Source organism: Synechococcus sp. N5, assembly GCF_900473925.1.
Lineage (GTDB): Bacteria > Cyanobacteriota > Cyanobacteriia > PCC-6307 > Cyanobiaceae > Parasynechococcus.
In genome coordinates this window covers 378859-405156 of sequence record NZ_UCNI01000001.1, presented here as the reverse complement: position 1 = coordinate 405156, position 26298 = coordinate 378859, and the positions used below count along the sequence as shown (strand labels likewise).

The following is a 26298-nucleotide window of genomic DNA, read 5'->3' as shown; positions in this document are numbered from 1 at the left end:
AGCAGATAGAGCACACCAATCGCCACGGAGATCGCCCCGGTGACGATGGCAACCCAGCGTGAACCCTGCTGCTGTTCCGGCATCGAAGCGTCTCCAACGATGGCGATTGTGAACGATCAGGCTGGAGCCAGCGATTCATTCAGTCGTCCCGACAGGTCGCTGAGGTGCTGAGCCGTGGTGTGGGGGTTTCCAAAAACCGCCTTGAGGCAGAAACGGTCGCCGTAGAACGGTCGCGACAGCATGTAGCCGTGAGACAGCAGCATTTGCCGGGTGTCTTCACTCCAACGGCCGGCTGCAGCAGCATCTCCATGTTTGGGATGAAAGGCCAGCAGGTGCAGGTCACCCGCCAGCAACGTGAACTTCTCCGGGTCCAATTGGGCTGCGAAGGCGGTTCGCCGTTGCAAAGCTCCGCTGAGCGTTGCTTCGATGCCCGCCTCGCCCAACTGGCGCAGGCCCAGCCAAAGCTTGAGGATCTCTGCAGGTCGGGTGCCCTGCAAGCCGATCTCACCTCCGTGATCCATCCCCCTGGGCGCCTCCATGTAGGGCAATCCTGTTGAAAAGGCCTGACGCAAATGGGTTCGATCCCGAAGCAACAGCAGGGATGACGCCTTGGTGATGCCCAGCAATTTCTGTGGATTCAGCGTGATCGAATCGGCAGATTCCATGCCATCCATCAGAGAGGCATGGCGGGCCGTGAGGGCGAACACACCGCCGATGGCCGCATCAATGTGCAACCAGACTCCGGCATCACGGCAGAGGATTGCCAGATCCGAGAGAGGATCAATGGCTCCGCGCACCGTGGTGCCGGCCGTGGCCACCACCGCCAGACAAGGCCGCCCCGCCGCTTGCAGAGCTCTTAAACGCTTGGCCAAAGCCTCGAGGCAAAGGCCACCATCCGCGGCCACGGGAAGCGTCTGAAGGGCATCATCCGCCAGCCCCATCACCTTTGCCGCCTTGTTGATCGAGACGTGAGCGTCTTGGCTGCACAGCAGCACAGGATCCCGATGGCTGGCCTTCGACGCCGCCCGTGCGGCCACCAGGGCCATGAGATTGCTCAGGGTCCCGCCGCTGGCCAGCACCCCTCCGGAACCGGCGGGCAGGCCAATCCTGTGGCAGAACCAGCGGCAGAGGTCATGTTCCAGGCCGGTCAGACCAGGCGAAAGCTCCTCGGCCAGGAGGTTGTTGTTGAGACCTGCACAGACCAATTCCGCCGCAATCGACGCAGTAAGCGGGGGCGGATCGAGATGGGCGAGAGCACCGGGATGGGACGGCTGATACGCCCCATCCATCACCTGCTGAAGATCACTGAGTAGCGATTCAACGCTGGCCCCATCAAGCCCTGGTGCCACGTCAGGCAAGGGCCGCATGACGGGGACCGGGCTTGATCGATCAGCGGAGCCGATCCAACGGCAGAGCAGATCCGAACTGCGATGCAGGAAGTTCCTCAGCACCGGGTCTTCGGCCGAGGGGATGGCGAACGGAGCAAGCCGATCCGGTGGGTGCTGAGACTCGGAACAGGCTTGCAACGGAGATCCGTGAACTGCACCGATCTTCGCGTCTCGTGGGATGGTGCTCAAAGGACAACGTGGAACAGCAGTGGATCAGCGGGATGAGTTCACTCGCTGGATGGATGTTCTGCTCCAGCGCGCTGAGGAGGCTGGAGCGGAAGGAGAAGTTCCGGTGGCCGCAGTGATCCTGGATGGACAGGGCCGAGCCATCGGCCATGGGCGGAACCGGCGCCAGAACGACAGGGATCCCCTCGGGCATGCCGAACTGGTGGCCTTGCAACAGGCAGCGATCGTTCAGGACGACTGGAGATTCAACAACTGCACCCTGATCGTCACCCTCGAACCCTGCCCCATGTGTGCGGGGGCCTTGGTGCAGGCCCGCATGGGAACTGTGATTTTTGCGGCATCAGATCCCAAGCGCGGTGGCCTGGGGGGAAGCCTTGACCTCTCCACCCATGCCAGTGCCCATCACCACATGAACGTGATTCAGGGCGTGCGCGAACCCGAGGCGAGGGAGCAGCTGGAACGCTGGTTCAGGCGGCGGCGGCGACGGAACCGCTGAAGCGAGGCAGCTCTGTCTCAAACAGGTTGAGCAGACGGTTCACGTTTTCAGGGGTGGAGTTGTACCCCATCAGGCCGATGCGCCAGATTTTGCCGGCCAGGCTGCCGAGTCCACCACCAACTTCAATGCCGTGGTTGTTGAGCAGGTGCTGACTGAAGGCCTTGCCATCCACACCTTCAGGGATGCGAACTGTGGTGAGGGTGGGCAGTCGGCGCTCGGCCGGCACATGCATCGAAAGACCGAGACTTTCCAGGCCTTTCCAGAGCATCTCCGCATTGCTGCGATGGCGAGCCCAGGCCTGGTCGAGACCTTCTTCAGCCAGCAGACGCAGGGCCTCACGCATGCCGAAGTTCATGTTGACCGGCGCGGTGTGGTGGTAGACGCGGTCGCTGCCCCAGTACTGGTTCAGCAAGGAAACGTCCAGATACCAGTTGGGCCCCTTGCCCTGACGGGCTGTCATCTTGGCCTCGGCACGGGGGCCCATGGTGAAGGGTCCGAGACCGGGAGGGCAGCTCAGGCCCTTCTGGCTGCAGCTGTAGGCGAGATCGACTTTCCACTCATCGATGTAGAGCGGAACGCCCCCGAGAGAGGTGACAGTGTCGAGCAGCAGAAGGCAATCATGCTTCCGACAGAGGTCGCCGATGCCCTCCATGGGTTGACAGACACCCGTTGAGGTTTCGGCATGGACCATCGCCAGGATGGCGGGCTTGTGCTCAATCAGGGCAGCTTCCAGCTCATCGAGGGAAAACCACTCACCCCAGGGCTTTTCAATGGTCTTCACCTCAGCGCGATAGCGGCCGGCCATGTCAGCCAGTCGCAGGCCGAAATATCCCTTCACCGCTACCAGAACGGTGTCTCCAGGCTCGACGGTGTTGGCGATGGTTGCCTCCATGGCAGCACTGCCGGTGCCGCTCATCGGAAGCGTGAGGCGGTTATCGGTTTGCCAGGCGTAACGCAGAAGTTCCTGCACTTCGCCCATCAGATCCACATAAAGAGGATCAAGGTGACCAATCGGGGTTCGCGACAGAGCCTTCAGAACCGTTGGGTGGGCGTTGGAGGGGCCTGGTCCAAGCAGGAGGCGGTCGGGTGTGCCGATCGGTGCAAAGGCTTTGCGGTGACGATCGTCAACAGAGAGGAGTGAGTTCGTCGTCGCCAAAGCCCTGTTCATTGGTTCGAATGTTGAGCCTACGCAGTCACGCCCCTTGGAAGGGGTGAGGGAGGCTTGATTGCAATCTGTTCAGATCTTGCGTTGAGCGTGCTGGATCAGCGCTGGCGCACATTGGTTTCACCCAGGCCCTTGGCCAGGTGATCGAACGGCTGAAGAACGGTGGCGAGCTGATCGGATGCAGCACCGTTTGCCAGAAGCATCTCGGAAACAACCTCTCCCAGCAGAACGATGCTGCGGACCGTTGGGCCTGTGGGAACGCCGAGACTCTTGTAGGTGTCGTCGAGTCCGTTCAGCACACGCTCATTGAGGATCGTGGAGTCACCTGCCACCAGGGCGTAGCTGGCGTAACGCAGGAAATAGTCCATATCCCGCAGGCAGGCGGCGAGCCGACGGGTGGTGTAGGCGTTGCCGCCAGGCAGCAACAGGTCGGGTTCATCCCGGAACAGGCGCTGGCTCGCCTCACGCACAATCTCGGCCGAGGATCCGTTGATCAGCTCTACGGCCTGAATCCGCAGCGCCGATTCATCCAGATACACATTGATGCTGTCGATCGCCGGGCGGTCGAAATAGCGACCCAGCTGGTCGTAACGACCGATCAGACCGCTGATTGCATCGCGCATGTCCCTGAATCTCCAGAGGATCCCCAGCGGAAGCTAACACCGTTGAGGCGGGCAGATCCTTTGGCATGCCTGCATTTCAGCCAAGTTGACAGAAACGGTTACGCAGTCGCCTTCCAGCAGCTGAAACGTACCTCTTGATACAAAATGGTGTCTTGTGGCTGTATACGGTCACATCACTGCACAATTCAGTCGAGCAGTCTCTTCTTATGTCGAAATCCCCCCAGGACGTCCTGCGCCAGATCAAGGACGAAGGCATCGAACTGATCGACCTCAAATTCACCGATCTGCACGGCAAGTGGCAGCACCTGACGGTGTGCACCGATCTGCTGGAGGAAGAATCCTTCACGGAGGGCCTGGCTTTTGACGGCTCATCCATCCGCGGCTGGAAAGGCATCCAGGCCTCCGACATGGCCATGGTGCCGGACGCCAACACGGCCTGGGTTGATCCCTTCTACCGGCACAAAACCCTGAGCATGATCTGCTCGATTCAGGAGCCACGCACCGGCCAGCCCTACGAGCGCTGCCCCCGTGCCCTGGCCCAGCGGGCACTGAATCATCTGGCCAGCACCGGACTCGCCGACATGGCCTTCTTCGGTCCTGAGCCGGAGTTCTTCCTCTTCGACGACGTCCGCTACAACTCGGCTGAAGGGGGTTCCTTTTACAGCGTCGATACGATCGAAGCGGGCTGGAACACCGGACGGATCGAAGAAGGCGGCAACCTCGCCTACAAGATTCAGGAGAAGGAGGGCTACTTCCCTGTCGCTCCCAACGACACCGCTCAGGACATCCGCTCCGAGATGCTCCTGCTGATGGGTCAGCTGGGCATTCCCACCGAGAAGCACCATCACGAGGTGGCAGGCGCGGGTCAGCACGAACTCGGCATGAAATTTGCTGAGCTGATCCAGGCCGCCGACAACGTGATGACGTACAAGTACGTCGTGCGCAACGTGGCCAAGAAGTACGGCAAGACAGCCACCTTCATGCCCAAGCCGGTCTTCAACGACAACGGCTCCGGCATGCACGTGCACCAGAGCCTCTGGAAAGGCGGTCAGCCCCTGTTCTTCGGCGAAGGCACCTACGCAAACCTCTCGCAGACGGCACGCTGGTACATCGGTGGCATCCTCAAGCACGCCCCCGCCTTCCTGGCCTTCACCAACCCCACCACCAACAGCTACAAGCGTTTGGTGCCCGGTTTCGAAGCCCCGGTGAACCTCGTCTACTCCGAGGGCAACCGCTCTGCCGCCGTGCGGATCCCGCTCACCGGCCCGAGCCCGAAGGCCAAGCGCCTCGAGTTCCGCTCCGGCGATGCCCTCGCCAACCCCTATCTGGCCTTCAGCGCCATGATGATGGCTGGTCTGGACGGCATCAAGAACCAGATCGATCCCGGCGATGGAGAAGATCGCGACCTGTTCGAACTTCCGGCTGAAGAGCTCTCGAAGATCGCCACGGTCCCCGCATCCCTCAACGGTGCCCTGGAAGCGTTGAATGCCGATCGCGGCTTCCTCACCGCCGGCGGTGTATTCAGCGACGACTTCATCGACAACTGGATCGACCTGAAGTACGAGGAGGTGCAACAGCTGCGCCAGCGGCCGCACCCCCACGAATTCACCATGTACTACGACGCTTGATCAGCGCCCCTGCAACCCACGACCCGCCTCCAAGGAGGCGGGTTTTTTTGTGGACTGCTGGCCACGCGATTGTGCGCCTCATTCGTTGGAATGGTTCCGTTGTCTGAATCCGCGATGGCGTCAACGCCCCTGAGCAAGCTTGCGTACCAAACGCTTCAGCAAGGCAAAAGCATCGCGGGCCTGGCCCACAAGGAGCTGAGCACCAAGCTGATGGAGCTGTTGGCGCCGGATGCGGTGCCGAAAACGGAGCCCGTGACCGCCGAAGTTCTTGGAGAGCTGCAGCTGGATATGAAGAAACTCCAGGAACAGGACTGGCAGGACGCCGAACAGGGGATCTACCCCGAGCAGTTGTTGTTTGATGCACCCTGGCTCGACTGGCTCAGCCGCTACCCGCAGGTTTGGATGGATCTTCCCTCCACCTGGGATCGACGCCGCGAGCGCAATGTGCGGGATCTCCCCAAGGAAACCGAAAAAGCGCTCTACCCCGAGTACTACCTCCAGAATTTTCACCATCAAACCGACGGCTACCTGAGTGACCATTCGGCTGGTCTTTACGACCTGCAGGTGGAAATCCTCTTCAATGGCACCGCCGATGCCATGCGACGCAGGGTTTTGGCTCCCCTGAAACGCGGCTTGAAGCACTTCGCAGACCGTGCTCCGGGTTCCCTCAAAATTCTCGATGTAGCTACTGGCACCGGCCGGACCCTGCAGCAGATCCGCGCCGCTATTCCCCACGCGCAACTGATCGGAACCGATCTCTCCGAGTCGTACCTGCGTCAAGCCAACCGCTGGCTGAATGACGGCGATGCATCGCTAGTTCAGCTGATCCGTGCCAATGGGGAATCACTGCCCTTGGCTGATGAATCGGTTCAGGCCGTCACAAGTGTGTTCCTGCTGCACGAACTTCCGGCGCACGCCCGCCAAAACGTGCTCAACGAGGCCTGGCGGGTGATTGAACCCGGTGGTGTGTTCGTGCTTGCCGACTCTGTGCAGATGGCCGATTCAGCCAAGTTCGCCTCCGTGATGGAGAACTTCAGGCGCGTCTTCCATGAGCCCTACTACCGCGACTACATCGGCGACGACATCGACGCCCGCCTCTCAGCTGCAGGGTTCGAAGGCATCACCGCGGAAACCCACTTCATGACGCGGGTCTGGTCGGCACGCAAACCCATCGCAGAGGCCAGCTGAGGGGATTCCCTGACAGCGTCCCTTGCACGAACGGCTGCGAGCCATAGGGTGTGATGGATCCCGAAGGGAACGTCATGACCAATCCCTTCCGGCTGCGTTGGCTTCAGGGCTGGACATTCCAGGTGGTGCTGATGGAAGGCCATGTGCAGGTCGAAGCCCATGGGTTCGGCATCTGCCTGCGCACGGCCGTGATGCCTGGGGAAAGTCCTCAGGCTGCAGCCGATCGTTTGGTGTTGTCTGAAGATCGCCGCAGGCGAGCCCTGCACAATGCCTGGCTTCGCGGTCAGGACATGGCACAGCCCGCGGGGGTTACACCCACGAAGGAATCAGCACCGGCCTCGAATTCGCTGGTGGTGGTTGGCCAAGCTCATCGCCAACGTGTGGCCTGATCTTCTGATGCGTTCAAAGCTGCGCCAGCAGCCAGGCCAAGGCAAAGCCTGCCCCGCCGAAGCGTAGGGATCTCCAGAAGCGCTCTCCAGACACTGGGGAGAGGGCCCAGCCCACAGGCCGTTGCGTGATCAGATTCGCAGCAAGTTTGCGGCGCTGCAGCCATCGCCGCGCCGCAACACCAGACCGGGCATGGGCCTGACATTGCCCTTGCAACACCAGCCGTGAGGCATGGTGCAACCAACGCAGTTCACGAACGCGTCGTTGGCCTTTGCGCTGTTCCACGCCATTGCACCCACAGCAACCGAAACTAGATCGATCTGCTGATTCAGGGATGACTTCACCTGACGCCCCATGGCCCGACTCCGCTACAGCCAAGGCGGAAGAACTGCACCAGTTGCTCCGCATCGGCGATCGCGACTGGCATCAGCTGAAGAGCAACCGACAGCGGCGTGGAGCTGAGTTACTAGCAGCAGCGATGGTGCAACTGCTCCGCCAAGGGGACAGCGCCGAAGTGGAGAACCTGACCCAACAGGCACTGGGGTGGTTCAAAGGAGAGCTGAAGGATCCGGGCTGTCCGCGTCATTGACGGGCCGACGGCAGGCCAGCTGCAGGCGATTCCCCCGACGGCTCCAGCGCACATCATCAAAACATTGATGGATCAGGAACAACCCACGCCCGCTGGGAGCATCGAGAGCCGGCGGCAGGGTGGCTGTGCGGGACTGTTGTGGGAGGCCGCAACCCTCATCCTGAACCTGCCAGACCATCCAGTTGGGCGTGAGGATGCGGCGAACACGGAGCTTCTTGGCGGGGTTCTCGGCATTGCCATGGCGAACGGCATTGACCAGGGCTTCATGCAACCCCAGCTCAATCCGCTGACTGGTGAGAACACAACCGACGGGCTCTGTCAGCAGCTCCAGCAGAGGAGCCAGCTGCAGGGTCGACGGCAAGGTGAACTCAGCCCAGCGAAACCTCTTGGACGGCACAGTGGGGCCCGTTGACGTCGGTGTTTCGAACTTACCGTTGATGGGAAGCCCCGTCAGGATCTGCGGGCCACAAGTGCCGGATGCTTCAAGAGGGAATCCATCAGGCGAACGCCACGGAGCTGGTTGATCAACGGCATGTGCCCCTCTGGAGCCTCGATCGACCAGGTAAAGGCACCGGGATAACGCGTCCAGACGCCATCACATTTCCAGCCAATCCGGGGCCAAAGGCGTTCGTAACGCCCATCGAGGGCTGACAGCAACTGGGACTGGGCTGTGAAGCCGAAGCGACCTTGGGAATAGACCGTCCAGAGGCGATCAAGACTGACCAGATCAACGCCTGACATCGGCGCAACTTCTGTGAAGTAGACGTAGCCCCGCTTCAGGGCGGCATCACCGGCCAATTCACGCAGGCACTGGCTGGTGACGCGATCCGCCTCTTCAAAGTTCTGATCGAGCAGCTCCTGCTGGAGCGGCCCGTAATCCAGGCCAACTCCGGAATCAGTGGTCAACCAACCTCGATCGGACGACGGAATGAGAGCGGTGATTGCATCGGGCTGGTGGCGCTGCAACACCTGCAAGATCCAACCTGCAGCCCAGTCATCACCGGCGGGGTCAAAGCCAGACAGAAGGTCTGGCCCCACCGCAGCCAACTCCTCGGCGCGGGTTTCGATCTGCTTGATCAGCGGACGACGCTGGCGAGGTGTTCCCTTCGCGAAACGATCCAGCAGCTGATCGATGCTGAGTTTGGTGGCGGGTGTGGAACCGGAGAGCATGAGTGGCAACCGGCCCCAACTGGCTCGGTGTTGGCCACTATGTCAGGCATGGGCGAAACAAGTTCAATCGAGATCCAGCAGCTTCGCGAGCTGAAAGGTCCACTGGTGGACGTTCGCAGCCCCAGCGAATTTGAAAAGGGGCACTGGCCCGGCGCCATCAACGTGCCGCTGTTCAACGATGAGGAACGTGCCGCAGTGGGCACCGCTTACAAGCAGCAGGGACGCACACCAGCGATTCACCTGGGGCTTGAACTCACCGGCCCCAAGCTCAGCAGCCTGGCCCGCCAATTGGACAACCTGCGTCAGCAGGGGGAACCACGGATCTACTGCTGGCGGGGCGGAATGCGCTCGGCCAGCGTGGCCTGGCTGGCCCAGCAGATCGATCTCAAGCCAAGGCTCCTTCAGGGGGGCTACAAGAGCTATCGGCGCTGGGCACAGAGCCGCTTTGAGCAGATCTGGCCCCTTCGCGTGATGGGAGGCCGCACGGGAACAGGGAAAACCGATCTGCTGTTGGCCATGGCCGCGCGCGGTGCAGCCGTGGTTGATCTGGAAGGGCTGGCCAACCACCGCGGCAGCAGTTTCGGCGGTCTGGGTCTGCCGGATCAACCCAGCACCGAGCACTACGAGAACCAATTGGCTGAGGCTTTGGACCAACACCAACGCTGTGGAGCCACAGCCATCTGGTTGGAAGCGGAAAGCATCCAGGTGGGCCGCTGCCGCATTCCCAAGGCCCTGTTCGATCAGATGCAAGAGGCGCCTGTGCTGGAGATTCAGCGCGACCTCGGGGAACGGGTGAACCAATTGGTGCAGGTGTACGGCCACCAAGGGGGAGCCGCTCTAGCTGAGGCGACCGAACGGATCAGCCGACGCCTGGGGCCTCAGCGCACCAAGGAAGCCCTTGAAGCGATTGCCAGGGAGGACTGGGCCACCGCCTGCCGCGCCACGCTCGATTACTACGACCGGTGTTACGACCATGAACTGGCGCGATCGCCCAAACGCGACACGATCGATCTCTCAGGGCTCAGCGCTGATCAAGCCGCCGAGACCTTGATCGACGGCGGGTTTGTTGATATCCCCGATTAAGATCGCCCCCATCGACGGTTCGAGAACGGCATGAGCAAAGCGGCGATTCAGTTCTTTCGGGGAGTCAACGAGCCGGTAGTGCCCGACATCCGTCTGACCCGCAGCCGCGACGGCCGCACCGGTCAAGCCACCTTCCGTTTCGAGCAGCCTGCTGCGATTGCTCCCGAAACCATGGGTGACATCACCGGAATGTGGATGGTGGATGAAGAAGGCGAAATGGTCACCCGCGAAGTGAATGGCAAATTCGTGAACGGCACCGCCAGTGCCCTTGAAGCCGTTTACTCATGGAAGTCCGAGCAGGACTTCGAGCGGTTCATGCGCTTCGCCCAGCGCTACGCCGATGCCAATGGCTTGGGTTATTCACAAAGCCAGGATTCCAATCAGACTGAAGGGGCCGACGACCAGCAAGCTTGAGACTGCCCCAGTGGCTGTTACTGACAGCCTTCATTGCAGCCATCGTTCTGCTGTGGTCGCTGCGTGAGCTGCTGCTGCTGATCTTCGCAGCAGTGGTTCTGGCCATGGCTCTGTGCACTTTGGTGGGCATTCTTCGCGAGCGGCGGCCGATGCAAAGGCCCCTGGCCCTGCTGCTCTGCATCGTTGGGTTGTTGTTGTTGGTCGCCGGTGCGACTGGTGTTGTTGTCCCCCCGTTTCTCGAGGAATTCGCGCTGCTGTTGCAGAAGCTGCCCGAAGCGGGTCAGACCCTGGTGCGGCTGGGACTCGGTTGGATCGACAGCATCAGTGAGGCCATTTATGGGGCCGATGCATTCCCCGATCTGGATCAACTGGGCCTGAACGGTCCACGCCAACTTGTGCCCGACAGTTCATCCCTCGCCGCTGGTGTGGGCAGTGGCTTGCTGGGTCTGCTCGGTTTGGCAGGCAACCTCGGCAACGGCGTCCTGCGGCTTTTGTTCGTAGTGGCGGTGGCTCTGATGATCAGCATTCAGCCCCAGGCCTATCGGAATGTTGGCCTGCAGTTGATTCCCTCCTTCTACCGACGCCGGGGGCGTCGCATCCTGGATCATTGCGGTGCTGCCTTGAGCAGCTGGATGGTGGGTGTGCTGATCAGCTCCCTGGCAGTGTTTGTGCTGTGCAGCATTGCGTTAACGCTGTTGGGCGTGAAGCTCGTTCTGGCCAATGCACTCCTGGCAGGGCTGTTGAACGTGATCCCCAATGTGGGACCAACCATGAGCACGATCTTCCCGATGGCGGTGGCTCTGTTGGATGCCCCCTGGAAGGCCGCTGCGGTGCTGGGTGCCTATGTGGTGATCCAGAACATCGAGAGTTACGTGATCACACCATCGGTGATGCACCACCAGGTGAAGCTGCTGCCCGGATTGACTCTGGCGGCTCAGTTCCTGTTCACACTCCTGTTTGGCCCCCTCGGACTGCTGATGGCGCTGCCTTTGGCGGTGGTACTGCAGGTGATCATCCGTGAAGTGGTGATCCACGATGTGTTGGATCGCTGGAAACGCCTGGAGCCGGTTCGATGACCGCCGGCACATTTCTCATCGCACTCACCTTGGTGGTGCTGGTGCTGTTGCTCTGGCACCTGCGTTGGGTGCTGCTGGTGCTCTTTGGCGCCGTGGTGGTGGCCGTAGCCCTGGATGTGCTGATTGTTCAGGTTCAGAAGCGAACCCCACTGGAGCGCCCCCAGGCCCTAGCGGCCGTGCTGGGGATTTTAATCTTGGCCGGGGGGCTGCTGGGGCAACTGCTGGTGCCGGAACTGATCAGCCAGTTTCAGCAACTGGGACGGGATCTGCCGCAGTTGGTCAGCAAGGTGTCCGACCTGCTGAGCAGTGAGCCGCGCCTGGCGCAGCTGAATGACGCTTTGGGGAAGGACCTCAATCTGAAAGGACTTCAGCCGTTGCTGGGGTTCGCAGGAGGTGCAGCGCACTCGCTGATTCAACTGTTCTTGATGGTGCTGCTCGCGATTCTGCTGGCCTTGGATCCAAGCGCCCACAGGCGCATGGTGGTGGCCATGACGCCCCGACCTGCCCGGGAGCGGATGGAGCACCTGCTCGACGAGTGCAGGCAAGCGTTGGGGGGGTGGCTCAGTGGCATGACCCTCTCCGCCACCACCGTCTTTCTGCTCACCTGGGGCGGCCTGTTGCTGCTGAAATCACCCCTGGCCCTTTTGAGTGCCCTGGTGTGCGGGCTGCTCACGTTCGTGCCAACCATCGGGCCCACGGCGGCAACGCTGCTGCCCACAGGATTGGCCCTGCTGCAGTCGCCGCAATTGATGCTGTCGGTTCTGGTGTTCCGGCTGGTGCTGCAGAACCTGGAGGCATTTCTGCTCACACCACTGCTGCTGCGCAAAACCGTGAATCTGCTGCCAACAGTGGCCTTAACGGCTCAGCTCAGCCTTGGCGCTCTACTCGGGCTTCCGGGCGTGCTGCTAGCCCTTCCTTTGGTTGTGGTGCTTCAGGTGTTGATGCAGCGGGTGGTGGTGCAGCAGGTCATGGACCGCTGGACGTGAATCCAGCCATGAGGTCTGTATCCGAACGAACATCCGGTAGCAAGGGTCACACCTGAGACCCGACCTGCATGCGTATTTTTGCGGAGTCGTGAGAACGACGCGTCGAGCCTTGGGACTCTTGGGAGAGGGTCCCATTTTTTTCGACCAGATCAGAGCAGCTGACGCCGCTTCTTTTCTCTCGAATCACGCTCCCGCTCAACCGCTTGCCAATAGGCCGCAGAAACCGCGACCTCTTGGCCACGCTCAATCTTGTTCAAGCGCGTCTTCAAAGCCTCAACCTCAGCACGCAAGCCGAAGACCACCTCGCTGAGACCAGGATTCAACTCCATGGAACCTGAGCAACCAATTGAGTCGTAACTCAGCCTTTGCAGGCCATGACGTTCACTCCGATACCAAAGAGGCCAGCTTGAAGCTCTTCAATCCAATAGTGTGTCCAAGAGGTCGTGAGACGAGCGGGCTTGGACGTCATCTTCAATTTCTCCCGTTACGAGGAACTGAGGCAGGCCGTGATGCAGCTGGTTCGCGAGAATCTTGACCCCGATTTGCTGCAAGAGGAAGCCCACGATCTGTTCGAATCGTGGTGGGCCTCAACCCACAGCCAGGGCCAGTGGAACGCCGAGGTGAAACAACGCACCTGGGATTCGATCTGGCGGGAATTCGGCACCAGCCCCAAGCGCTAACCGAAACGACGCCAGAGAGAGCCGGAACCCAGCAAGACCACCACAGCAAGCTGATGATGCCGAATGGCATAACCAAGCCCTGTGATCGTGAACTGATCACTGAGCAGCAGAACTTCGGTGCGCAGATCAGCCAGAGCCAGCAGGATCAACAGAATTGGAAACCAACGGGCCAAAACAGCACGGCGTCTCCGCTCTGAATTACCGCTGGATTTAGTCACGGGAGCGGTCCCACAGCGTGAGCAACGAGGGCGCCAGGGCGATGCTCGACCAGGAACCAACAACAACCCCGAGGGCGAGGGCAATGGCAAACCAATACAGCGTTGCTCCACCGAAAAACACGAGCGCCAAGAGAGGCAGCAAGGTGGTTCCGCTGGTGTACAGCGTGCGGGTCAAGGTGGCGGACACCGCTTGATCCACCTGCACCGAAAGCGGCAGGTCGGCAGCATCCTTGCTGCGTTCACGGATGCGATCAAAGACCACCACCGTGTCGTTGACCGAATAACCAGCAATGGTCAGCAATGAAACTGCAAAGAGGCTGTCCACCTCCAGCTGGAGCACAACCCCGAGCCAGGCAAAAACTCCACAGACGATCGCCACGTCATGGGCCAGCGCCACCAGAGCGAGAAACGCGTAGCGGCGGTCGTAGCGGAAGCTGATGTAGGCCGCAATACCGCTGAAGGCCACCAACAGAGAAATCAGACTGCTGCGCAGCAATTGTTTGCCCAGGCTCGGCCCGATCGTGTCGACCGATTGACCACCGGAGAGGAATGGTCCTGCAACGGGTTCAACCGCCTCAATCACCGCTTGGCCCTGGGCAGCCGACAAGGTTGGCAGGCGCAGCAACAACGACTGACCGCCATCCAGAAGCTGAACCCGGGGAGCGCCCAGGTTGGGGAGAGGTTGACCCTCCTCCTGGGGCAGCTCCAGGCTGCGGATCACATCCGAAACCTGAATCGCCTTGAGCTCGGTGCAGGCATCATCACAGCGACGCTCCAGTTGAATCTGCGTGCCACCGGTGAAATCCAGGCCGGGACGGAGAGGAGCACGAATCGCAGGATCCAACCAGCTGAGCACCAGGCCCAACAGGCTGATCAGAACCACCAGACCAGAAACGAGCCACACCTTGCGGCGCATGCTGCTGAGGGACCAGCGCAATCTGAGGACCGTGGCCGCTTGTGCCGATGACGATGCTTCAGTCATGGTTCAGGCGGTGGGGGAAGGAAGTTGCCCGGTGGGCAGAAAGTTGCTGGCACGACGCAGACCGGCGTAGCCCATCAGGAAACGAAGCAGGGTGCGGGTGCAAGTCAGGGCCGTGAACAAACTCAGCAGAACACCAATGCCCAGGGTCGCGGCAAAGCCCTTGACCAGGCCGGTGCCAAGGAAGAAGAGAGCTGCACAACTGATCAGCGTGGTCAGGTGACCATCGACGATCGATGAAAAGGCCTCGGAGAAGCCTGTATCGATCGAGCGGATCAAGGTATTGCCCCGCCGCAATTCGTCCTTGATCCGTTCAAAGATCAGCACATTGGCATCCACGGCCATGCCGATCGAGAGGATGAAACCAGCGATTCCCGGCAGGGTGAGGGTGACCGGAATCAAGGCGTAAACCGCCAGGTTGAACAGGGCATAAAGGCTGAGGGCCATTACAGCCACCGCCCCTGGCAGGCGATAGGCCACCACCATGAACACCGCCACCAGAGCCAGGCCCGAGAGGGCGGCCACCAGGCTGCGGCGGATGTTCTCTGCTCCGAGCGTGGGCCCGATTGTGCGGACCTCGATCACTTCAACGGGGAGGGGCAGGGAGCCGCCGCGGAGCTTAACCTCGAGCTCACGGGCCGTTTCCGCACTGAAATTGCCACTGATGGTGGCTGCACCACCAGAAATTCCAGCACTTTTGAACTGGGGGCCAACGCTGGCGGCACTGATCAGCTGATCATCCAGAGTAATGGCCAGCAACCGGTCGGTACCGGCAATCGATTTGGTGAGGTCAGCGAAGGCCTCAGCACCCTCACCATCGAAATTGAGGGTCACCTCCCAGCTGTTCGGGTTGTTCTGGAGCGGTTGGCGGCCTGCTGTCACCAGCTGTTTGCCCGTCAGGGCTGCCGGCTCAAGCATCGTGAGCAGATCGGCATCAACCTTGTTCAGGAGCTGGCGGAGCTGCTCCTCTTCCGAGCTGGCCTGCCCATCCAGACCCAGGGTCTGCTGGGTTGACTTCAGCTGAGCCAGATCCAGAGGCTCCGGGGTCTCACCACGGCGGATCTGATCTTCACGCAACCTGAGGATCGCTTCCACCTGGGAACGGAGCTGCCTCAGACCTCGGAACTCTGCTTCGGTGTCGGCCTCTTGGGCACGAAACTCCAACAGGGCTGTGTCGCCGAGAACCCGCGCAGCAGCGGTGGGATCCTGCTCACCTGGGAGCTGCAGCACGAGCTGCGACTCACCCACCGTCTGCAGGGTGGACTCAGCCACACCAAGACCGTTGACCCGACGATCGAGCACGGCTTTCACCGCTTCCATCTCTTCGGCGCCAACCCGGGTGATTTCTCCGGCTGGCTTCACCTCAACGGTGAGCTGACTGCCGCCCCGCAGATCGAGGCCCAGTTCCAGCGGCGTCCGAACCAAAAACATCCCGGCGGCGATCGCCAGGGCAAGAACAAGGGCAAACCAACCCTGATAACGCGCCATCAACGTCAGATGCCCTTGTTGACCAACGCCTGCGCCGCCTCAACGATCTGATGCGGCTGAATGATCGTGAGGTTCTCGAGAGAACCGTTGTAGGGGGTGGGGATGTCCTGACTGGAAAGACGCACAGGCCGGGCATCCAGATCGTCGAAGCACTGCTCGGTGATCAGCGCAATCAACTCGGCCCCGATGCCGCCGGTCTTCATGCATTCCTCCACCACGATCACCTTGTTGGTCTTGCGGATGGAGCGGCTGATCGTCTGCATGTCGAAGGGCTTGAGGCTGATCAGATCGATCAGCTCAACGCTCACCCCCTCTGCCTCCAGTTGCTCCACAGCCTTGAGACAGTGGTGACGCATCCGGGAGTAGGTGAGGATCGTCACATCGGTGCCTTCCTTCACCAGATCCGCCTGGTCGAGGGCACAGGTGTAGTCGCCTTCGGGAAGTTCCTCGCTGAGGTTGTAGAGCAGAACGTGCTCGAAGAAGAGCACGGGGTTGTTGTCGCGAATCGCGGCCTTCATCAGGCCTTTGGCATTGGTGGGCGTGCTGCAGGCCACGATCTTGATGCCGGGAACGGCATGGAAGTAGGCCTCCAGCCGTTGGCTGTGCTCAGCGCCAAGCTGACGACCCACACCGCCGGGGCCGCGCACCACGGTGGGAATGGTGAAGTTGCCGCCGCTCGTGTAGCGGAGCATCCCCATGTTGTTGGAGATCTGGTTGAAGGCCAGGAGCAGGAAGCCCATGTTCATGCCCTCAACGATCGGCCGGAGACCGGTCATCGCGGCACCAACCGCCATTCCGGTGAAGCCGTTCTCAGCAATCGGGGTGTCGAGCACCCTGAGATCGCCGTATTTCTCCGCCAGATCCTTGGTGACCTTGTAACTACCGCCGTAGTGACCGACGTCCTCCCCCATCACGCAGACGTGGGGGTCTCTCCCCATCTCCTCGTCGATGGCTTCCCTGAGGGCGTTGAAGAGAAGTGTTCCTGCCACGGCGTCACAGTGATCCCGGCCAATCCGGGTGGTGAGGCCAAGCTATCTCAGTCAGCGCAGGGTCAACCGCCCGCCGCGAAGGTGAACAACAACAAAACGGAAAGCAGCATGGCCGGAGACAGCAGCAACGCCAGCTGGCCGAGGTCGTGGGGCGTCATCGAAACCCTGGCAATGAGCGGACGCTAGGCAGGGTTCTGATCGCGAGCCGTAAAGAGACTGCGAACAAACACCAGGGTCAGGCCAAGGGCCACAAAACCCGTGCTGAAGGTGGCCAGGAAGGACAAACCCACCAGAAGTGTCTTCAGGGTGACAGCGATGTTCTGGGCAATCGGCGAGCTGTAGTGCGGGGGATGAACGGCGAAATACACCACCATCCTCCGACTCAGGCCCAGGGCCAGCCAGGCCAACAGCCCGGCCGTCAGCGCTCCGGAAAGAAAACTCAGCGGACCTTTGCGCGGATCCTGTGGTTCGGGGCTCTCTGGTGTGGTGACATCAGTCATGCCTCGATCCTCACGCCATCGCTGCGAAGGGCGCAAGACCAGGCCTTCAGGCCGGCGCGGTCCAGCTGGGGAGTGAGCTGATCCTGCGCCTGGCGACATGACTCCAGATCGGAGAACAGCGCGAAACAACTGGGTCCAGAACCACTCATGGCCACCGCCAGGCTTTCGGGAACGCTGTTCAACAGATCGAGCGCTGAACGCACCGCAGCTGTTTCAGGAGCAACCACCTCCTGCAGGTCATTGCGGAGGGGCGGTGGCAGCTCGCTGCGCAATGGCTGGAGCCAATCAACGCTGCGCAAGGCTTGCCGGCGTTGTTCAAAAGCCGCCTCGTCAGCGAGGTAGTGGGATTGATTGAGCTCACGGCAACGCTTGTAGGCCCAGGGCGTTGAAACGCTCACCGTGGGGTCTTTGACCAAAAGCACGGCCAGGGGTTGAGGCGTTGGTGGCACGGCTTCCAGTTGTTCGCCTCGCCCGAAGCAGAGCTGACATCCTCCGGCCACACAGAAGGGCATGTCTGAACCGAGCTCAGCGGCCATTCGCTCCAGATCCGCGGAGCTGTGGCCCAAGCCCCACAGAGCATTCAGACCAACCAGTGCCGCGGCGCCGTCGCTGGAGCCACCAGCCAGGCCAGCACCGATGGGGATGCGCTTCTCGAGATGAATGGACGCCCCCAATTCACTGAAACCCGAACGGTCCCGCAGCAACTGGGCCGCCCGGAGGATCAGGTTGTCGTCGCCGACGCTGAGGCTGGCGTCATCGCAGGTGAGGCTGAGTTGTGCATCAGCGGTGTTCTGAAAGCTCAGGCGATCCGCCAAGTCGATGCTCTGCATCACCATGGCCAGCTCATGGAAACCGTCCGAGCGCAGCCCCAGGACCTCCAGGTGCAGGTTGACTTTGGCCGGGGCCGTCACCGTGATCATGGTGGTTGTTCAGTCGCCCCGATTCAAACCCCTGGCCAGGGCGACCCAGGTGGCGGGCGCGAGTTCCTGGGGGCGTTGCTGCAGGCTGAAACCCGCGGAGGCCGCCAGCTCCTTCAAGCGGTCTGGCTCAGCCACACCCGCCAGGGTGTTGCGCAACATCTTGCGCCGGGCCAGAAACGCCTGCTTCAGCAGCGATTCCACCCGAGCGGCCAGAGCCGGCTCCACCCGCTCCGAGGCCGGCAAGGGCTCCAGGCAGATCACTTCCGATTGCACCTTTGGTGGTGGCTGAAAACAGCGCGGCGGCACCGGACACACCGAACGGCACCGGGCCAGCAGCTGCATGCGCACACTCAGGGCACTGAAACTGCTGTGGCCGGGCCGGGCACGAATTCGCTCCGCGACTTCTTTCTGCACCAGCAACACAAGCCGTTGGTAGGGCGGATCCACCGGCCGGTCCAGTCGGCCCACCAACCGCTCCAGCAGTGGGCCAGTGATGTTGTACGGAATGTTGGCCACCACCTTGTCGGCGATGCGGCCATCACTCAATTCCAGTGGGGCTTCAAGAACATCGCCCTGATGGAGGCTGAACCCAGGCTGAGCCTCAAAACGTTCCTGAAGACCATCCACCAGATCGCGGTCGAGCTCAATCGCATGCACCGCCTTCAGCCCCGCGGCCAGCAGACGCTCGGTTAATGCCCCGCGACCGGGACCCACCTCCAGCACCCGATCGCTGGACTGCAGGTCAGCAGCCTCGATAATTCGTTGCAGCACGGATTCGTCCCGCAACCAGTGCTGACCAAAACGCTTGCGGGCGTGATGTCCGGAGAAACCCATGGGTCAACTGTGCATCAGCACAGCCGCTCCACATCAATCCAGCGAATCGTTCGGCGGGACGTCATCAAGGGAACGAGGGCCAGCTTGACCCGGAGCAGCTGCTCAGCAGATGCCGGATGCACAGCTCTCCAGCAACTGATCGCGCGAGCCATGCGGCGCCGTTTGGCGGAATGAAAGGCATCAAGGCCATGGCGGTCCCTATGCCCCGTGCGACGGCCCTTCACCTCCACCACCAGCAGCTGCTGCTGCCGCTGCAGCACCAGATCGAGCTCGCCCCAGCGGCAGTGCCAGTTGCGGTCCAGCAACCGCCATCCCTGCGCTTCCAGCTGCTGCAATGCCTGCTGCTCCGCCCAGCCACCGCTGCATTGAGACCCCACCGGCTTGAACCCTCACCTCTTGGTTCAAACCATTCCCCCCTGGAACGGTTCTAGGGTTCAGCGGTGATGGTTCCGATCATGGGCAGACGCTTCACGGCCGTACTGATCTCTCTGGTGGTGTTCACATGCCAGTGGCTGATGCCGGCTCCGGCCCACGCCGCGATGGATGTGGCCAAACAGGTGCTGATCGGTGCCGACTATTCCAACAAGGACCTGCGGGGGGCCACCTTCAACCTCAGCAACCTGCGCGAAGCCAACCTGTCCGGGTCTGATCTGCGGGGAGCCAGCCTCTACGGCGCCAAGCTGCAGGATGCCGACCTCAGCGGCACCGACCTGCGCGAAGCCACCCTGGACGCCGCTGTGATGACAGGCACCAACCTTGAGGATGCCGTACTGGAGGGGGCTTTTGCCTTCAACACCCGCTTCAGCGATGTGTTGATCACGGGGGCCGACTTCACCGACGTTCCCATGCGCGGGGACCAACTCAAAAGCCTCTGCGCCGTTGCCGACGGAACGAATTCCGTCACGGGCCGCAGCACCCGTGAAAGTCTCGGTTGCGCCTGAACCATGAGTTTTGATCCCCGCAGCCTCGAGCGCCTGCGTGAGTTGGGGCGTCAACTCCCTGCACGCCTGCCGGAACCGGAGAAGCCTGCGTCAGCTCCCAAAGCCAGCCAGGTGCGCCATCGCGTTGAAACGGAGAAGAACCCCGAGGAGCTCTTCCGGGAACTGATGAAGGCCAGCCAGGACGGCACCGTTCCTGAGCACCTCATGGACCGCCTCAAACAGTTGGAGGCCCAACGCAAACCATCGGCTCAACCATCGCCGTTCAACAACAACGACACCACCCCAGCCCTTACCGCACCAACGCGCAGCCAGCCCGGACCGGGAAAAAACACCCAGCCGAAACGGCCGAAGGTGGACCCGGGCAGCGAGGAGGAAAGCCTCTACGTGGCTTTCGGGCAGCTGCTGCTCGAGGATGAGGGAGACGACGTTTGAACCCGGCCCGTTGCCGGATTCTTGCGGTGGGCAAAGTGCGTCGTAGCTGGATTCAGGACGGCATTGACCTCTACCTCAAACGCCTGCCTGGGTTGACCATCAGCGAACTGCGCGACAGCAATCCAGACAAGGAAGCCGATGCCATCAGAGCGGCCCTGAGACCCGACGAAACCCTCATTGCACTGATGGAACAGGGCGACACCTTGGCGTCGGTTCCCTTCGCGCGACGTCTCGAGCAATTCGGCAACCAACGGCTGGCCTTCGTGATCGGTGGGGCCGACGGTCTGACGGCTGAGCTCAAGGCACAGGCCAAATGGCGCCTGAGCCTTTCACCGATGACCTTCCCCCACGAACTGGCGCGGCTGATGCTCGTGGAACAACTGTTCCGAGCCCAGGCGATTGTTCAAGGCAGCCCTTATCACCGTGCCTAGGGTTCGGCGATGGCCGCTGATCTCTCAGCTACGACCATGCTGCACATCATCGACAACCTTCTGCCCGCCAGCGCCCTTCAGGACCTACGCGACCTCTGTGACATCCACGGGCGACTCAAGGAGGAACACGACGGTGATGCTCAATTCAGCTGGCGACCCGAAACCGGTTCTCCCCGCTCGATTCACGCAGCGGCTCAGCAAGCCGTCGTCGATCACTACCTCGACGAGGCCCTGCTCCCTCTGGCAACACCGTTCGCACCACAGCGGGCCGGAGTCGAGTGGTAATGCAACACCAACAACGATCTCGACTGGCACATCGACAATGACGAGCTGGAAGGTCGACGCAGCGGCCGTTTCCTGCTGCCGTTGCTGTCCACCGTGTTCTACCCCCACGTGAGCTGCGCTGGCGGCGAACTGCTGGTGGCCGACAGCCCTCCGATCGAGAACGGATACCAGGGGCCGTTACCCACATTCCGCTCGGTGATCTCGATCCCACCGGTGGTGAACCTCCTGGTGCTGTTCTCCCCCGGCATCCTGCACCGGATCAACCCGTTCGAAGGCGAGCGCTATTCCGTGGCCGTGAACATCTGGGAGCAAGCGCCCCTCACCACAACGGCTGCAGAGCCACTGGCTTGAATTTTTCGATCGAAACCGTCCAGGCCCGCGGGGAGAAAGCCTGCAATGCCGCTTTGAACGCGGCCGTATCCCCCGTGTTCAACCAGTCCGCCTTGAGCCTGGGCACGTCCTCCGGCAGCCGTTCCATCGGCAGCTCCACCAGCAGCAGACTGTCGGCTCCAGCCGCACGCTGCAGCACACCCTGATCACTGCGCTGCCACACCCGCAGCAACAGCTCCAGCACCAGTGCATGACCCAACGCCTCCGGGGCCTCACCCTGCGGAGCCACCTCTTTCTGAGACCGTCCCCCGAGGGGCAGGGCGCGCCGGCCCTGCTGATCGATCAGCGCCATGGCCACGAGGTAAGGGGAGTCAGCCAACACCAGATGTCGAAGGCCACCATCCTCACCGGATCCTCCCCACAGCGAGCAGTACATGCGTACTATTTAGCCAGTTGTCGCTGCTGCCGTGGAGCTCCTACACAGACCGCTTCCCCTGCAGCCCAAGCGCAGTCGACTCACGCTGCCCCTGGCCGGGGAACGGGTCGCCGCAGGCTTCCCGTCCCCCGCCGATGACTACGTCGACGTGGGGATCGACCTCAATGAACAGCTGATCCGGCATCCCACCAGCACCTTTTTCCTGCATGTGAGCGGCGAATCGATGACCGACGCCGGCATCCATGACGGCGATCTTCTGGTGGTCGATCGCAGCCTCGACCCGCGCCCGGGCCAGGTGGTTGTGGCTGTGCTCGACGGTGCCTTCACCCTCAAACGCCTGATGCGTCATCGCGGCCGGTTGCGCCTGGAAGCCGCCCATCCGAACTATCCGCCACTGGAGCTTCACCGCTGCGGCGAAGTGCAGATCTGGGGCGTCGCCATCCACGTGATCCATCCGCTCTGAAGCGACATCGCCATGCCTCAGGCCACGGCCCTGATCGATGGAAACAACTTCTATGCCTCCTGCGAACAGAGCCTGGATCCGGCTCTGATCGGTCACCCCGTGGTGGTGCTGTCCAACAACGACGGCTGCATCGTTGCACGCAGTGCCGAAGCCCGTGCCCTCGGCATCCGCATGGGGACGCCGTACTTCAAGGCGCGCCGGGAGCTTGAACGGCACAACGTGGTGGTGCGCAGTTCGAACTACGCCCTTTATGCCGACATGAGCCAGCGGATGATGAGCCTGCTGGAGGCCCACTGTGAAGAGCTGGAGGTGTATTCGATTGACGAGGCCTTCGGGAGAATTCGTCGTCCCCGCGATGGCGACCTGCAGGGTTGGGCCCGCCAGCTGCGGGCACGGGCACGGCAGAACCTTGGCCTACCGATCGCCATCGGCTTAGGGGCCAGCAAGGCCCAGGCCAAGCTGGCCAATCGCCTGGCCAAGCAGACCCCAGACCATGCCGGGATGTTCGACCTCGGCCAGTGCGACAACCCCGATCGCTGGCTGGAAACCATTGCGATCGAGGATGTCTGGGGAATCGGTCGACAACTGGCCCATTGGTGTCGCCTGCGGGGCGTCAGCAACGCACGACACCTCCGGGACATGCCGAGCGGTGAACTGCGCGCAAAATGCGGCGTGGTGGGTCTGCGGCTGCAACGGGAGCTGCGGGGCCATGCCTGCCTGCCGCTGGAGCTGGCACCAGCACCGAAGCAAGAAACCTGCGTGAGCCGCAGCTTCAGTCGCCCCATCACCAGCCAGGAGGAGCTGCACCAGGCCATCGCCACCTATGTGGTGCGCGCCGCCGAGAAATTGCGCAGGCAACGGCAACGGGCAGCAGCGCTCACCATCTACACCCGCACCAGCCCGTTCGCTCCTGGGTTTTACAGCCAAGCCGCCAGCACGCAGCTGGACCTGCCGAGCAATGACACAGCCGTGCTGCTGGAGGCGGCACGCCCCTTGGTGGCACGGATCTTTCGCCCCCACCGTCCACTGGCCAAGGCCGGCGTGCTGATGCAGCACCTGCAGAGCCACGACATCCTGCAGACCCATCTGATGGTGCCGATGAGTGAGGAGCAGCAGCAGAAACGGGAGTGCCTGATGCAGACCATCGACCGGATCAATCGGCGTTACGGGCGTGGAACCCTGCAATGGGCCGGTTGCGGACTGCAGCCCAGCTGGTTGATGCGGCGTGAGCAACTCAGCCGCGCCGCCACCACCCGTCTGCAGGATCTACCGGTGGTGAAGGCCTGACCCACAGCGTTGATCCAGGCCTCAAACCTCCTGCAGCAACTGGATGACCTGCTCACGGGTGCTGAGCAGCAAGACCATCCGCTCGCCGTGGGCGTTGAGACCCGTCTGCTCCCGCACCAGATCGGTGCTGGCCAACGCCAGTCCTCCGGTTTCAGTGAACAGCACCGGCAGGGTGCCCTGGTGCCCTCGCATGCCCTGAAGATCCAGCGCCTGACGAACAGCCCGCTGAGCCTTCTCGGAACCCAGACGCTCCACAAAGGCCGGCCAGAGGTGGTTGACCGGATCGAGCGCGGCGAAATCCAGCTGCGAATCAGTCATCAGGACGGCAACAACGCAAGGGCTTCGCTGATCATCTGCGGGGTGACGGCAATGCGCTCAAGCGGATCAGCGTTGTCGAGGTAGGCGTCAAACGAGGCGAAGCGCTCGATCACAGGGTCGGCCCCCTCGGCGGCGCAAGCCTCAACCCAATCCCCCTCGTCCGGCTTCACCGCGACGTAGGCCTGCAGCGCTTCCTCCAGATCACCGCCGTCGCCGACGCCCTCACCGTGCCAGATCGCTTCGAAGAATTCAGACATCTTCAACTCGAGGAACAGATCCTGATGCAGTTTGCCCAGACCACCGGCCCATGGCTCAGGCGGCCGGGGGAACGGTGTAGCTGGCGCAACGTTGCTGATCCAGATGGCCGATGTGTTTTCGCTCGGTGTAATACAACTCCTGGTAGCGCAGCGCATCACGGTTGAGGTCATCGAAGAGGGCCTGAATCCGCACCTCCATGTCCACGGAGGCCTGATCTGACGAAGCCTCCTGATCAATCAGAACAGCGATGCAGGATTCCAGGGTTTGGAGACGCTGGCCACCCCAGGCCTCCAACAGGTGCCGGCAGCGCTTCAAGCTTTTCTGACGCTCCAGCAGGGCAGCAATGCCCCGCAGCTGCTCCAGGGGCTCCGCCAGGGCAACACGCTGCAATTCACCTGGCTCCAAAAGGGGCGTCAGGCGGGACACCAGCGCACTGCTCTCCAGCAAGAGCTGATCGGTGAGCAAGCGGGGCAGATCGATGAGATCCAGACCCTCGCCGTCGTCGTCGCAACGGCTGATCGACTCCATGCGCCCCTCACCCAGGTTGGTCTCCTCGAGATCCGTAATGGCCGCCCAGAGATGGCGGTGATGGGGAATGGCGAAATCCTCCAGTTCGCGTTTGCGCAGTTCCTGGCGAATCGTGGCCCGATGTCGGGGGCAATGCAGATACAGCCGCAGCAGATCGGCCTCACAGCGCTCCCGCTGTCCGGATTCACCGGGCTGCTCGTGACGGCTGGAGCGCCCATGCCAACGCTGGCCCTTCACCTGCTGCCGCAGGTCGTCCTCGAGCTGAAGCGCCAGGCGTCCCTGGCCACCACTGAGGCGCTCCGCCACCCGTTGGAGGTAGTGGGTGCGCACGGCGGACTGGGGCAGTTTGCCCAGCAGCCCCACCAGGGCCGTGACCGCCTGTTGGAACTGGTCGGCCCGGCTGAGATCGCGCTCCTCCAGCACCTGCTCGATCTGCCAATCCAGCCAGAGGGGGGCCTGATCGAGCAGAGCGCGGTAATCGCCGGCCCCGTTCTGTTTGAGGAACTCATCGGGGTCCTTGCCTGAAGGGAGGTGCAGAACCCGCAGCTCCAGCTGGCCCTGCATCGCCAGCTGCTCCACCTCGCCAATGGCTCGATTGGCTGCACGGACACCGGCACCGTCGGCGTCGAAATTCAGAACGATCCGCTTGCTGTCGCTGACGCGGCACAACTGGGTGATCTGCTGACTGCTCAGGGCCGTGCCGAGGGAGGCCACAGCGTTGGTGATGCCGGCGGCATGCAGGGCAATAACATCGAAATAGCCCTCCACCACCACTGCCCTGTCGTCCTTGCGGATGGCATTGGAGGCCTTGTCGAGACCGAACAGGTGCTTCCCCTTCTCGAACACTTCGGTCTCGGGGGAGTTGAGGTATTTCGGTTCGCTGCCATCAAGGCTGCGTCCCCCGAAACCGATCACCCGGCCCTGACGGTCATGGATCGGCACCATGACCCGATGGCGGAAGCGGTCATAGAACCCGTTGCCCCCCTTGCGGGGAACCACCAGCCCAGCAGCCTCGAGAAGCTCAGGCGCCAGCCCCTCAACTTGCTGAAGATGCTTCAGCAGACCATCCCACTGATCCGGCGCATAGCCGAGTTGAAAGGTCTCCTGGGTCGCGGGACTCAACCCTCTGGCCCCACTGAGGTACTTGAGGGCCTCTGCACCAGCAGGCGCCATCAACTGGCTGCGAAACCAACCGGCAGCTAGGGCCAGGGCCCGCTGCAGCTTGTCCCTGCGGGACAACTGTTGGCGCAGACGTTCCTGCTGCGGACCATCCACCGTCTCGATCGGCAGCTGATAACGCCGCGCAAGATCCAGCACCACATCGCTGAAACTCTGGCGCTGGAACTCCATCAGAAACTTGATGGAGTTGCCGCCAGCACCACAGGAGAAGCAGTAGTAGAACTGCTTGGCGGGCGACACCGTCATCGACGGTTTGCTGTCGTCATGGAACGGACAGATCCCGACGAATTCCCGTCCCTTCTTCTTGAGCACCACGTGCTCGCCCACCACATCAACGATGTCGGCCCGTTCCTTGACGGCCTCGATCGTTCTTGGGTGCAGGCGGGCGTTCACCATCGGTCCATTCTGCGAAGTCGCAGGGTT

General features: G+C 61.9%; 35 protein-coding genes and 1 pseudogene. 17 read left to right on the top strand and 19 right to left on the bottom strand.

Annotation, left to right across the window (positions count from 1 at the left end):
* Positions 1-116: 116 nt before the first annotated feature.
* Positions 117-1526 carry an aminotransferase class V-fold PLP-dependent enzyme gene (locus tag DXY03_RS02375; protein ID WP_115008953.1) on the bottom strand — a complete coding sequence of 470 codons (1410 nt, stop codon included), beginning with the start codon at positions 1524-1526 and terminating at the stop codon, positions 117-119.
* Between the two features lie 40 nt (positions 1527-1566).
* On the opposite strand from DXY03_RS02375, the gene DXY03_RS02370 reads away from it, so the two are divergent.
* Complete coding sequence (locus DXY03_RS02370) at positions 1567-2070, top strand: nucleoside deaminase (RefSeq protein WP_115008952.1); 504 nt, start codon at positions 1567-1569, stop codon at positions 2068-2070.
* Here DXY03_RS02370 and DXY03_RS02365 read toward each other — a convergent pair.
* Both DXY03_RS02365 and DXY03_RS02360 read right to left on the bottom strand, forming a co-directional pair.
* Positions 2042-3238: an alanine--glyoxylate aminotransferase family protein gene (locus DXY03_RS02365; protein WP_115008951.1), complete on the bottom strand. Its 1197-nt coding sequence runs from the start codon at positions 3236-3238 to the stop codon at positions 2042-2044. The genes DXY03_RS02370 and DXY03_RS02365 overlap by 29 nt on opposite strands.
* 95 nt (positions 3239-3333) lie before the next feature.
* Positions 3334-3858 (bottom strand): allophycocyanin subunit beta, encoded by a 525-nt coding sequence (locus tag DXY03_RS02360; protein ID WP_115008950.1) that lies wholly within the window; start codon positions 3856-3858, stop codon positions 3334-3336.
* Between the two features lie 206 nt (positions 3859-4064).
* Here DXY03_RS02360 and glnA point away from each other — a divergent pair, with 206 nt between their 5' ends.
* The 3 genes from glnA to DXY03_RS02345 all read left to right on the top strand — a co-directional run bounded on the left by glnA (position 4065) and on the right by DXY03_RS02345 (position 7063).
* Positions 4065-5486: a type I glutamate--ammonia ligase gene (glnA, locus tag DXY03_RS02355; RefSeq protein WP_114989052.1), complete on the top strand. Its 1422-nt coding sequence runs from the start codon at positions 4065-4067 to the stop codon at positions 5484-5486.
* A gap of 114 nt (positions 5487-5600) precedes the next feature.
* Positions 5601-6674 (top strand): class I SAM-dependent methyltransferase, encoded by a 1074-nt coding sequence (locus DXY03_RS02350; protein WP_115009258.1) that lies wholly within the window; start codon positions 5601-5603, stop codon positions 6672-6674.
* A gap of 74 nt (positions 6675-6748) precedes the next feature.
* The gene (locus DXY03_RS02345) at positions 6749-7063 is read left to right on the top strand and encodes a copper-binding protein (RefSeq protein WP_114989051.1); all 315 of its coding nucleotides are present in this window, start codon (positions 6749-6751) and stop codon (positions 7061-7063) included.
* A gap of 13 nt (positions 7064-7076) precedes the next feature.
* Here DXY03_RS02345 and DXY03_RS02340 read toward each other — a convergent pair whose 3' ends face one another.
* Entirely contained in the window at positions 7077-7346 is a 270-nt protein-coding gene (locus DXY03_RS02340) for a hypothetical protein (RefSeq protein WP_115008949.1), read from the bottom strand.
* Positions 7347-7395: 49 nt separating this feature from the next.
* Between DXY03_RS02340 and DXY03_RS02335 the strand changes: the two genes are divergently transcribed.
* Positions 7396-7650 (top strand): DUF6439 family protein, encoded by a 255-nt coding sequence (locus tag DXY03_RS02335; protein WP_115008948.1) that lies wholly within the window; start codon positions 7396-7398, stop codon positions 7648-7650.
* On the opposite strand, the gene DXY03_RS02330 is transcribed toward DXY03_RS02335, so the two are convergent.
* Both DXY03_RS02330 and DXY03_RS02325 read right to left on the bottom strand, forming a co-directional pair.
* Positions 7610-8047, bottom strand: a complete 438-nt coding sequence (locus DXY03_RS02330; protein WP_115008947.1) for an ATP-binding protein — start codon at positions 8045-8047, stop codon at positions 7610-7612. The genes DXY03_RS02335 and DXY03_RS02330 overlap by 41 nt on opposite strands.
* 53 nt (positions 8048-8100) lie before the next feature.
* On the bottom strand, positions 8101-8820 hold the full coding sequence (locus DXY03_RS02325; RefSeq protein WP_115008946.1) for a GUN4 domain-containing protein: 720 nt from the start codon (positions 8818-8820) through the stop codon (positions 8101-8103).
* A gap of 39 nt (positions 8821-8859) precedes the next feature.
* Between DXY03_RS02325 and mnmH the strand changes: the two genes are divergently transcribed.
* Genes mnmH through DXY03_RS02305 form a run of 4 tightly spaced genes read left to right on the top strand, consistent with a single transcriptional unit; the run spans position 8860 to position 12379 of the window.
* Positions 8860-9903: a tRNA 2-selenouridine(34) synthase MnmH gene (mnmH, locus tag DXY03_RS02320; protein WP_115008945.1), complete on the top strand. Its 1044-nt coding sequence runs from the start codon at positions 8860-8862 to the stop codon at positions 9901-9903.
* A 30-nt stretch (positions 9904-9933) separates the two neighbouring features.
* Positions 9934-10317, top strand: a complete 384-nt coding sequence (psb28, locus tag DXY03_RS02315; protein ID WP_025362320.1) for a photosystem II reaction center protein Psb28 — start codon at positions 9934-9936, stop codon at positions 10315-10317.
* Complete coding sequence (locus tag DXY03_RS02310; RefSeq protein ID WP_115008944.1) at positions 10314-11393, top strand: AI-2E family transporter; 1080 nt, start codon at positions 10314-10316, stop codon at positions 11391-11393. Before psb28 ends, DXY03_RS02310 begins: the two co-directional genes overlap by 4 nt.
* On the top strand, positions 11390-12379 hold the full coding sequence (locus DXY03_RS02305; RefSeq protein ID WP_115008943.1) for an AI-2E family transporter: 990 nt from the start codon (positions 11390-11392) through the stop codon (positions 12377-12379). Before DXY03_RS02310 ends, DXY03_RS02305 begins: the two co-directional genes overlap by 4 nt.
* Before the next feature lie 149 nt (positions 12380-12528).
* Here DXY03_RS02305 and DXY03_RS02300 read toward each other — a convergent pair whose 3' ends face one another.
* Positions 12529-12708 (bottom strand): hypothetical protein, encoded by a 180-nt coding sequence (locus DXY03_RS02300; protein ID WP_115008942.1) that lies wholly within the window; start codon positions 12706-12708, stop codon positions 12529-12531.
* A 129-nt stretch (positions 12709-12837) separates the two neighbouring features.
* Between DXY03_RS02300 and DXY03_RS02295 the strand changes: the two genes are divergently transcribed.
* Positions 12838-13059 (top strand): hypothetical protein, encoded by a 222-nt coding sequence (locus DXY03_RS02295; RefSeq protein ID WP_115008941.1) that lies wholly within the window; start codon positions 12838-12840, stop codon positions 13057-13059.
* Here DXY03_RS02295 and DXY03_RS02290 read toward each other — a convergent pair.
* The 8 genes from DXY03_RS02290 to DXY03_RS02255 all read right to left on the bottom strand — a co-directional run bounded on the left by DXY03_RS02290 (position 13056) and on the right by DXY03_RS02255 (position 19364).
* On the bottom strand, positions 13056-13277 hold the full coding sequence (locus tag DXY03_RS02290; protein ID WP_115008940.1) for a hypothetical protein: 222 nt from the start codon (positions 13275-13277) through the stop codon (positions 13056-13058). The two genes, DXY03_RS02295 and DXY03_RS02290, sit on opposite strands and share 4 nt — an antisense overlap.
* Positions 13270-14259 carry a protein translocase subunit SecF gene (secF, locus tag DXY03_RS02285; protein WP_115008939.1) on the bottom strand — a complete coding sequence of 330 codons (990 nt, stop codon included), beginning with the start codon at positions 14257-14259 and terminating at the stop codon, positions 13270-13272. Before secF ends, DXY03_RS02290 begins: the two co-directional genes overlap by 8 nt.
* Positions 14260-14262: 3 nt before the next feature.
* Entirely contained in the window at positions 14263-15744 is a 1482-nt protein-coding gene (gene secD / locus DXY03_RS02280) for a protein translocase subunit SecD (protein ID WP_115009257.1), read from the bottom strand.
* A 5-nt stretch (positions 15745-15749) separates the two neighbouring features.
* On the bottom strand, positions 15750-16733 hold the full coding sequence (locus tag DXY03_RS02275; protein ID WP_115008938.1) for a pyruvate dehydrogenase complex E1 component subunit beta: 984 nt from the start codon (positions 16731-16733) through the stop codon (positions 15750-15752).
* A gap of 182 nt (positions 16734-16915) precedes the next feature.
* Entirely contained in the window at positions 16916-17233 is a 318-nt protein-coding gene (locus DXY03_RS02270; RefSeq protein ID WP_115008937.1) for a DUF3082 domain-containing protein, read from the bottom strand.
* A complete protein-coding gene (gene ispE, locus DXY03_RS02265; protein WP_115008936.1) occupies positions 17230-18153 on the bottom strand; it encodes a 4-(cytidine 5'-diphospho)-2-C-methyl-D-erythritol kinase in 924 nt (307 codons plus the stop codon). The genes DXY03_RS02270 and ispE overlap by 4 nt, the downstream gene beginning before the upstream one ends.
* A gap of 9 nt (positions 18154-18162) precedes the next feature.
* Positions 18163-18987, bottom strand: coding sequence for a 16S rRNA (adenine(1518)-N(6)/adenine(1519)-N(6))-dimethyltransferase RsmA (gene rsmA, locus DXY03_RS02260; protein ID WP_115008935.1), 825 nt, complete (start codon positions 18985-18987; stop codon positions 18163-18165).
* Positions 18988-19001: 14 nt separating this feature from the next.
* Entirely contained in the window at positions 19002-19364 is a 363-nt protein-coding gene (locus DXY03_RS02255) for a YraN family protein (RefSeq protein WP_115008934.1), read from the bottom strand.
* A 78-nt stretch (positions 19365-19442) separates the two neighbouring features.
* On the opposite strand from DXY03_RS02255, the gene DXY03_RS02250 reads away from it, so the two are divergent.
* The 5 genes and pseudogenes from DXY03_RS02250 to DXY03_RS12565 form a co-directional block, all read left to right on the top strand.
* Positions 19443-19928 carry a pentapeptide repeat-containing protein gene (locus DXY03_RS02250; protein ID WP_115009256.1) on the top strand — a complete coding sequence of 162 codons (486 nt, stop codon included), beginning with the start codon at positions 19443-19445 and terminating at the stop codon, positions 19926-19928.
* A gap of 3 nt (positions 19929-19931) precedes the next feature.
* Positions 19932-20360 (top strand): hypothetical protein, encoded by a 429-nt coding sequence (locus tag DXY03_RS02245; protein WP_115008933.1) that lies wholly within the window; start codon positions 19932-19934, stop codon positions 20358-20360.
* A complete protein-coding gene (locus DXY03_RS02240; RefSeq protein ID WP_115008932.1) occupies positions 20357-20791 on the top strand; it encodes a 23S rRNA (pseudouridine(1915)-N(3))-methyltransferase RlmH in 435 nt (144 codons plus the stop codon). Before DXY03_RS02245 ends, DXY03_RS02240 begins: the two co-directional genes overlap by 4 nt.
* A gap of 9 nt (positions 20792-20800) precedes the next feature.
* Positions 20801-21076 (top strand): hypothetical protein, encoded by a 276-nt coding sequence (locus DXY03_RS12570; RefSeq protein ID WP_115008931.1) that lies wholly within the window; start codon positions 20801-20803, stop codon positions 21074-21076.
* Positions 21077-21097: 21 nt separating this feature from the next.
* Positions 21098-21427, top strand: a pseudogene (locus tag DXY03_RS12565) (2OG-Fe(II) oxygenase); the annotation flags it as partial.
* On the opposite strand, the gene DXY03_RS02225 reads toward DXY03_RS12565, so the two are convergent.
* On the bottom strand, positions 21396-21785 hold the full coding sequence (locus tag DXY03_RS02225; protein ID WP_244272215.1) for a hypothetical protein: 390 nt from the start codon (positions 21783-21785) through the stop codon (positions 21396-21398). The pseudogene DXY03_RS12565 and the gene DXY03_RS02225 overlap by 32 nt on opposite strands.
* An 88-nt stretch (positions 21786-21873) precedes the next feature.
* Here DXY03_RS02225 and DXY03_RS02220 point away from each other — a divergent pair, with 88 nt between their 5' ends.
* Entirely contained in the window at positions 21874-22305 is a 432-nt protein-coding gene (locus DXY03_RS02220) for a LexA family transcriptional regulator (RefSeq protein ID WP_115008928.1), read from the top strand.
* Positions 22306-22317: 12 nt separating this feature from the next.
* A complete protein-coding gene (locus DXY03_RS02215; RefSeq protein ID WP_115008927.1) occupies positions 22318-23592 on the top strand; it encodes a Y-family DNA polymerase in 1275 nt (424 codons plus the stop codon).
* A 21-nt stretch (positions 23593-23613) separates the two neighbouring features.
* On the opposite strand, the gene DXY03_RS02210 is transcribed toward DXY03_RS02215, so the two are convergent.
* Genes DXY03_RS02210 through dnaG form a run of 3 tightly spaced genes read right to left on the bottom strand, consistent with a single transcriptional unit; the run spans position 23614 to position 26271 of the window.
* Positions 23614-23910, bottom strand: a complete 297-nt coding sequence (locus DXY03_RS02210) for a hypothetical protein (protein WP_006851716.1) — start codon at positions 23908-23910, stop codon at positions 23614-23616.
* Entirely contained in the window at positions 23910-24167 is a 258-nt protein-coding gene (locus tag DXY03_RS02205; protein ID WP_115008926.1) for a hypothetical protein, read from the bottom strand. The genes DXY03_RS02210 and DXY03_RS02205 overlap by 1 nt, the downstream gene beginning before the upstream one ends.
* Positions 24168-24222: 55 nt before the next feature.
* Positions 24223-26271, bottom strand: a complete 2049-nt coding sequence (gene dnaG, locus DXY03_RS02200) for a DNA primase (RefSeq protein ID WP_115008925.1) — start codon at positions 26269-26271, stop codon at positions 24223-24225.
* Positions 26272-26298 lie beyond the last annotated feature (27 nt).

What these genes read in the sequence shown, in the direction of transcription:
- DXY03_RS02350 (WP_115009258.1), top strand. Translation starts at nt 5,601, where the DNA reads ATGGCGTCAACGCCCCTGAGCAAGCTTGCGTACCAAACGCTTCAGCAA.
- DXY03_RS02360 (WP_115008950.1), bottom strand. Translation starts at nt 3,858, where the DNA reads ATGCGCGATGCAATCAGCGGTCTGATCGGTCGTTACGACCAGCTGGGT.
- rsmA (WP_115008935.1), bottom strand. Translation starts at nt 18,987, where the DNA reads ATGGGTTTCTCCGGACATCACGCCCGCAAGCGTTTTGGTCAGCACTGG.
- DXY03_RS12570 (WP_115008931.1), top strand. Translation starts at nt 20,801, where the DNA reads ATGGCCGCTGATCTCTCAGCTACGACCATGCTGCACATCATCGACAAC.
- ispE (WP_115008936.1), bottom strand. Translation starts at nt 18,153, where the DNA reads ATGATCACGGTGACGGCCCCGGCCAAAGTCAACCTGCACCTGGAGGTC.
- mnmH (WP_115008945.1), top strand. Translation starts at nt 8,860, where the DNA reads ATGTCAGGCATGGGCGAAACAAGTTCAATCGAGATCCAGCAGCTTCGC.
- DXY03_RS02300 (WP_115008942.1), bottom strand. Translation starts at nt 12,708, where the DNA reads ATGGAGTTGAATCCTGGTCTCAGCGAGGTGGTCTTCGGCTTGCGTGCT.
- DXY03_RS02270 (WP_115008937.1), bottom strand. Translation starts at nt 17,233, where the DNA reads ATGACTGATGTCACCACACCAGAGAGCCCCGAACCACAGGATCCGCGC.
- DXY03_RS02250 (WP_115009256.1), top strand. Translation starts at nt 19,443, where the DNA reads ATGGGCAGACGCTTCACGGCCGTACTGATCTCTCTGGTGGTGTTCACA.
- DXY03_RS02325 (WP_115008946.1), bottom strand. Translation starts at nt 8,820, where the DNA reads ATGCTCTCCGGTTCCACACCCGCCACCAAACTCAGCATCGATCAGCTG.
- DXY03_RS02205 (WP_115008926.1), bottom strand. Translation starts at nt 24,167, where the DNA reads ATGTCTGAATTCTTCGAAGCGATCTGGCACGGTGAGGGCGTCGGCGAC.
- secD (WP_115009257.1), bottom strand. Translation starts at nt 15,744, where the DNA reads ATGGCGCGTTATCAGGGTTGGTTTGCCCTTGTTCTTGCCCTGGCGATC.
- dnaG (WP_115008925.1), bottom strand. Translation starts at nt 26,271, where the DNA reads ATGGTGAACGCCCGCCTGCACCCAAGAACGATCGAGGCCGTCAAGGAA.
- DXY03_RS02245 (WP_115008933.1), top strand. Translation starts at nt 19,932, where the DNA reads ATGAGTTTTGATCCCCGCAGCCTCGAGCGCCTGCGTGAGTTGGGGCGT.
- DXY03_RS02345 (WP_114989051.1), top strand. Translation starts at nt 6,749, where the DNA reads ATGACCAATCCCTTCCGGCTGCGTTGGCTTCAGGGCTGGACATTCCAG.
- DXY03_RS02215 (WP_115008927.1), top strand. Translation starts at nt 22,318, where the DNA reads ATGCCTCAGGCCACGGCCCTGATCGATGGAAACAACTTCTATGCCTCC.
- DXY03_RS02335 (WP_115008948.1), top strand. Translation starts at nt 7,396, where the DNA reads ATGACTTCACCTGACGCCCCATGGCCCGACTCCGCTACAGCCAAGGCG.
- DXY03_RS02305 (WP_115008943.1), top strand. Translation starts at nt 11,390, where the DNA reads ATGACCGCCGGCACATTTCTCATCGCACTCACCTTGGTGGTGCTGGTG.
- glnA (WP_114989052.1), top strand. Translation starts at nt 4,065, where the DNA reads ATGTCGAAATCCCCCCAGGACGTCCTGCGCCAGATCAAGGACGAAGGC.
- secF (WP_115008939.1), bottom strand. Translation starts at nt 14,259, where the DNA reads ATGACTGAAGCATCGTCATCGGCACAAGCGGCCACGGTCCTCAGATTG.
- DXY03_RS02365 (WP_115008951.1), bottom strand. Translation starts at nt 3,238, where the DNA reads ATGAACAGGGCTTTGGCGACGACGAACTCACTCCTCTCTGTTGACGAT.
- psb28 (WP_025362320.1), top strand. Translation starts at nt 9,934, where the DNA reads ATGAGCAAAGCGGCGATTCAGTTCTTTCGGGGAGTCAACGAGCCGGTA.
- DXY03_RS02370 (WP_115008952.1), top strand. Translation starts at nt 1,567, where the DNA reads ATGGTGCTCAAAGGACAACGTGGAACAGCAGTGGATCAGCGGGATGAG.
- DXY03_RS02210 (WP_006851716.1), bottom strand. Translation starts at nt 23,910, where the DNA reads ATGACTGATTCGCAGCTGGATTTCGCCGCGCTCGATCCGGTCAACCAC.